This is a genomic window from Azospirillum aestuarii (genome assembly GCF_016632405.1).
Lineage (GTDB): Bacteria > Pseudomonadota > Alphaproteobacteria > Azospirillales > Azospirillaceae > Azospirillum > Azospirillum aestuarii.
In genome coordinates, this window is record NZ_JAEPIV010000044.1 from 21,245 (window position 1) to 27,244 (window position 6,000).

At 68.2% G+C, this 6,000-nt stretch carries 3 protein-coding genes; all 3 read right to left on the reverse strand.

The window, feature by feature from the left end; translation table 11 throughout:
* Window positions 1-379: 379 nt before the first annotated feature.
* Entirely contained in the window at window positions 380-1,225 is an 846-nt protein-coding gene (locus JJL56_RS30620) for an IclR family transcriptional regulator (RefSeq protein WP_145629580.1), read from the reverse strand.
* 109 nt (window positions 1,226-1,334) lie between these two features.
* Window positions 1,335-4,088 carry a formate dehydrogenase subunit alpha gene (fdhF, locus tag JJL56_RS30625; RefSeq protein WP_145629581.1) on the reverse strand — a complete coding sequence of 918 codons (2,754 nt, stop codon included), beginning with the start codon at window positions 4,086-4,088 and terminating at the stop codon, window positions 1,335-1,337.
* 1 nt (window position 4,089) lies between these two features.
* A complete protein-coding gene (locus JJL56_RS30630; RefSeq protein WP_200487608.1) occupies window positions 4,090-5,820 on the reverse strand; it encodes an NAD(P)H-dependent oxidoreductase subunit E in 1,731 nt (576 codons plus the stop codon).
* Window positions 5,821-6,000: the final 180 nt, after the last annotated feature.

A 6,000-nucleotide genomic window follows, 5' to 3' on the forward strand; every position in this document is an offset into this window, starting at 1 on the left:
CTCCCCAATCAGGTACCGTCCCGATAATAAAAAGGCCGTGCTGTTTCCAGCACGGCCAGTATCCGAGAGGCTCGCATAAAATGCGGAGCAACAACCCGCCCGATACAAAGGGTGATTAACCCCGTGTAAGAAGAATGATGCCCGAGTCTTCATCGGGACGCAACAAGGGAATCGCCAGTTTCCACATCGCGGAAACAAAGTATTTGGCAAAAAAAGACCGCGCCATTACGGGCGCGGTCAGTTTCTTCAGGGCAGCACTACGTGACAGGAAGGAAAACCGGGGTAACAGCCGCCTCGACCCAATCCGAAGGATATGCAGATCAGGGCGGATCGCGCCTCCCGGCCGGCGCGAATTCGAATTCCGTAAGGGGGTCTCGGATCAGGTGGGAAAGCGCCCGCCGATCTCGGCGGTCACCGCCGCGGCGGTGCGCTTGACCATCTCGCCGAAGGCCACGACGCGGGCGTCGTCCAGGCGCCGGTTGGTGCTGGACAGCGACAGGGCGCCGATGACTCGGGCCTGCTCGTCGTAGATCGCCGCGGCGACGCAGTGCAGACCGCTGACCCGCTCCTCCTGGTCCACGGCGTAGCCGCGGTCCCGCGTCAGGATCAGTTCCCGGTGCAGCGCCGGGATCGACGACACGGTGGTCCGGGTGAACTGGCGCATGCCGCGCTGGGTCACGATGCTCTGCACCCGCGTGTCGGGCATGCCGGCGAGCAGCGCCTTGCCCACCGCGGAACAGTGCAGCAGCGTGCGGTCGGTGACGGGCAGCGCCGCCTGGGCGACGCGCGGACCGCCGACGCGGTGCAGATAGATGGCCTCGCCGTTCTCCTCGATGGCCAGATTGACGACCTCGCTGGTCTCCTCCATCAGCCGGCGCATGCGCGGACGGGCGACATCGAGCAGGCTGCGCGTCTTCAGGAAGCCGGTGCCGGTCATGTAGGCCTGCACCCCGACCGCCCAGCCGCGCTTGCCCTGGTCGAAGCGCACGTAGCGCTCCTCCTGCAGGGTGGTCAGCAGGCGGTGCGCCGTGGACGGCGAGAGATGCGCCGCCTCGGCCACTGCGGTGAGGCTCATCGGGCTGTCCGACTGGCCGAGGATGGTCATGATGCTCAGTGCCCGCGACAGCGACTGCACGAGATTGCCCTTCGCCGCACGGTCCACGGTTTCCGCGCGGCCTTCGGCTCGCGGGACCGGGGGTGCCATCATCAGCGCTTGCGTCTTCATCGTCCCATCCCTCTCGAAATCGTCCGGCGCTGTTGCAGCCGCGCCGTTGTCGTCCTCGGGTGTGGCGGCCCCCGGTCCTCCCTTGCGGGGAGCGGAGGCCGCCGGTTGGCTATGCCGCCGGCTCGATCCGGGCCGCGGCGAACTTGAACTCGGGAATCTTCCCGTAGGGGTCCAGCTTCGGGTTGGTCAGCACGTTGGCCGCCGCCTCGGCGTAGCAGAAGGGCACGAACACCAGCCCGGACGGGACGTTGTAGTCCGACCGCGCCTTCAGCTCGATGGTGCCGCGCCGGGTGGTGACCTTCATCCAGTCGCCGCCCTTGGCGCCCATCCGCCGCAGGTCCGCCGGGCTCATGTAGGCCACCGCCTCCGGCTCCAGATCGTCCAGAACCTGGGCGCGACGGGTCATCGACCCGGTGTGCCAATGCTCCAGCTGGCGCCCGGTGGTCAGGACCATCGGGAACTCGGCGTCCGGCTCCTCGGCCGGCGGGATCACGTCGGCGGGGACCAGACGCCCGCGGCCGGTGGCCGTGGGGAAGCCGTCGCCGAACACGATCTCCTGGCCCGGATCGTCCGCGGACAGGCTGGGGTAGGTCACCGAGCGCTCGCGCTCCAGCCGCTCCCAGGTGATGTTGTCGAGCGACGGCATCGCCCCCTTCATCTCCCGGAACACGTCGCGCGGGTGCTCGTAGGTCCAGTCGAGACCCAGGCCGCGGGCCATGGCGTTGACGATCCACAGATCCTGCCGGGCCTCGCCCGGCGGCGGCAGGGCCTGACGGCCGAGCTGGACCTGGCGGTTGGTGTTGGTCACCGTGCCGGTCTTCTCCGGCCAGGCCGAGGCGGGCAGCACCACGTCGGCGTACTTGGCCGTCTCGGTCAGGAACAGGTCCTGCACCACCAGATGGTCGAGCTTGGCCAGCGCGTCGCGGGCATGCTCCACGTCCGGGTCGGACATCGCCGGGTTCTCGCCCATCACGTACATGCCGTGCAGCGAACCGGCGTGGATCGCGTCCATGATCTCCACGACCGTCAGGCCGCGCTTGGAGTCCAGCTTGGTGTCCCAGAAATCCTCGTAGAAGGCGTGGACCTCCGGATCGTCCACCGGGCGGTAGTCCGGGAACATCATCGGGATCAGACCGGCGTCGGAGGCGCCCTGGACGTTGTTCTGGCCGCGCAGCGGGTGCAGGCCGGTGCCGGGGCGCCCGATCTGGCCGGTGACCAGCGACAGGGCGATCAGGCAACGCACGTTGTCGGTGCCGTGGGTGTGCTGCGACACGCCCATGCCCCAGAAGATGATCGAGCCCTTGGAGGTGGCGTAGAGGCGCGCGACCTCGCGGAGCTGGTCCGCCGGGATGCCGCAAATCGGCTCCATGGCCTCCGGCGTGTAGCTGGCGATGTGGGCGCGCAGCTCCTCGAAGTCCTGGGTGTGCTCCGCCACATACCGCGCGTCGTACAGCCCCTCGCTGATGATGACGTTCAGCATGGCGTTCAGCATGGGCACGTCGCGGCCCGGCTTGAACTGGAGCATATGGCTGGCGTGACGCTTCAGCACCTGACCGCGCGGGTCCATGATGACCAGCTTGGCGCCGCGCTTGGCCGCGTTCTTGAAGAAGGTCGCGGCGACCGGGTGGTTCTCCGTCGGGTTGGAGCCGATGACGACGATCACCTCGGCGTCCTTGGCCGCCATGAAGGGAGCGGTCACGGCGCCCGACCCGATGCCCTCGATCAGCGCCGCCACCGAGGAGGCGTGGCACAGGCGGGTGCAATGGTCGACGTTGTTGGTGCCGAAGCCGACGCGCACCAGCTTCTGGAACAGATAGGCTTCCTCGTTGGAGCCCTTGGCCGAGCCGAAGCCGGCGAGCGCCGAGCCGCCCCGCTCGTCGCGGATCTTGCGCAGGCCGGCGGTGGCGACCTCCAGGGCCTCCTCCCAGCTCGCCTCGCGGAAATGGGTCAGCGGGTTCAGCGGGTCGATGTCCACGTCGTGCTTGGACACGCCCTCCTTGCGGATCAGCGGCTTGGTCAGGCGGTGCGGGTGGTGGATGTAGTCGAAGCCGAAGCGGCCCTTCACGCACAGCCGGTTCTTGTTGGCGGGACCGTCGCCGCCCGTCACCGACAGCAGCTTCTCGTCCTTGATGTTGTAGGTCAGCTGGCAACCGACGCCGCAATAGGGGCAGACGCTGTCCACCTTGCGGTCCGGGGCGGCGGCGAAGACGCCGCTGTTCAGGTCCACCTGGGTCTTCGGCATCAGCGCGCCGGTCGGGCAGGCCTGGACGCACTCGCCGCAGGCGACGCAGGTGCTGTCGCCCATCGGGTCGGCGAAGTCGAAGACGATCGTCTCCTTGTGGCCGCGCAGCGCCATGCCGATCACGTCGTTGACCTGGACCTCGCGGCAGGCGCGGACGCACAGGTTGCACTGGATGCAGGCGTCGAGCTGCACCGCCATGGCCGGGTGGCTGAAGTCGGGCTTCGGCGCGTGCTCACGGCTGGGGAAGCGGCTGTCCGAGACCTCCAGGCGGTCGGCCCAGCGCCAGAACTTGCTGTCGGGGTCGTGGGCCTCCTCCCGCTTCGGCTGGTCGGCGACCAGCATCTCAATGACCATCTTGCGGGCGAACTTGGCGTTCTCGCTGGCCGAGCGGACGCGCATGCCCGGCGTCGGGTGGCGCACGCAGGAGGCCGACATGGCGCGCTCGCCGTCGACCTCGACCATGCAGGCCCGGCAGTTGCCGTCCGCGCGGTAGCCCGGCTCGTCGGCGTAGCAGAGATGCGGGATCTCGGTGCCCAGGCGGTTGGCGACCTGCCAGATGGTTTCGCCGGGGTGGGCTTCGACGAGCTCGTCGTCGAGGTGGAACAGAATGCGGTCGCTCATATCACCGGACCTCCCCGCGCAGATCGTCGCGGAAGTGCTTCAGCGCACTCTTCAGTGGGTTCATCGCGGCCTGACCCAGGCCGCAGATCGACGCCGTGCCCATCAGCCGGGCGAGTTCCGTCAAAAGCGGCTCGTCCCATACCGGCTGCTTGATGAGCGCCACCGCCTTCTCCGTTCCGACGCGGCAGGGCGTGCACTGGCCGCAGCTCTCGTCCTCGAAGAAATCCAGCAGGTTGCGCACGACCTTGCGCATGTCGTCCTGGTCCGACAGCACGACCACCGCGGCGGAGCCGATGAAGCAGCCGTGCTGCTCCAGCGTGCCGAAGTCCAGCGGGATGTCGTCCATGCTGGCGGGCAGGATGCCGCCCGACGCGCCGCCGGGCAGATACCCCTTCAGCGTGTGGCCGTCGGCCATGCCGCCGCAATACTCGTCGATCAACTCGCGGATGGTGACGCCGGCGGGGGCCAGCTTCACGCCCGGGTCCTTCACATGGCCGGAGACGGAGTAGCTGCGCAGACCCTTGCGGCCGTTGCGCCCATGGCTGCCCCACCAGTCGGCGCCCTTCTCAAGGATGTCCCTGATCCAGAACAGCGTCTCGACGTTGTTGATGAGGGTCGGGCGGCCGAACAGGCCGACGACCGACGGGAAGGGCGGCTTGTGCCGCGGCAGGCCGCGCTTGCCCTCGATGCTCTCCAGCATCGCGGACTCCTCGCCGCAGATGTAGGCCCCGGCGCCGCGCCGCAGATGGATGCGGGTGTGACCGGCAAGGCCCGCCTGCTCCACGCGGGCGATTTCATGCTCAAGCACTTCGCGGATGTGCGGGTACTCGTCGCGCAGGTAGATGTAGACGTCGGTCGCCTCGACCACCCAGGCGCCGATCAGCATCCCTTCCAGGAAGCGGTGCGGATCGTTCTCCAGATAGTAGCGGTCCTTGAACGTACCCGGCTCGCCCTCGTCCCCGTTCACCGCCATCAGGCGGGGGCCGGGCTCGTGGCGGACGAAGCGCCACTTGCGGCCGGTCGGGAAGCCGGCGCCGCCGAGGCCGCGCAGGTTGGCCCCTTCCAGCTTGCCGAGGATGTCGTCCACCGGGACGTTGCCGGCGAGACAGTCGGACAGCAGGCGGTAGCCGCCCTCCGCCTTGTACTGCTCCAGGCTGACATAGGTGGGGAGCTGCGGGTGCGTCTCGCCGTTCTTCACGGCGGTCACCACGCTCTCGACCGTGGCATTCTCGTGCAGGGCGTGGCCGATGGCGACCGCCGGGGCGTTGTGGCAGGCGCCCATGCAGGGGGCGCGCACCACCCGGACATCCGGCCCCAGGTCGGCGGCCCTCAGCTCGTCGAGCAGCTTTTCGCCGCCGGCCATGCAGCAGGACAGGCTGTCGCAGACCCGGACCGTCACGGGCGGAGGAGCCTCCTCCCCGTCCATCACGATGTCGAAGTGGGCGTAGAAGGACGCCACCTCGTACACCTCCACCAGCGCCAGCCGCATCTCGTGGGCCAGCGCCGCGAGGTGGCGGGCGTGGAGCCCGTGATACGTGTCCTGCAACAGGTGCAGATGCTCGATCAGCAGATCCCGCTGCCGGGACCGGTCACCGAGAAGTTCCTGCACCTCCGCCAGGGCCGCCGGATCGACCTGCCGGCCCTTCGGCTGGGGCCGGGTGTTCCGGCGCCCCGAACCGGGATGGATGGCGCGCCTTTTGGTGTCGTCTTTGGCGACGATGGCCGTGTCCATGTCCGCCCTCCCCTCTCGTCAGGCTTGATTCTTCGTAACGTTGGGATGTCGTGCCGTCGTTTGGAACCGCCCCCCCGATTTTTCCGAGGGGGCTTTGTTTTTATAATTTAGGAAGGCGTTACGTCTTTGGACCCTTGCGGACGGCGCTGGTGGGGTTGAGGCTGCCGATGTTGCCGCTCT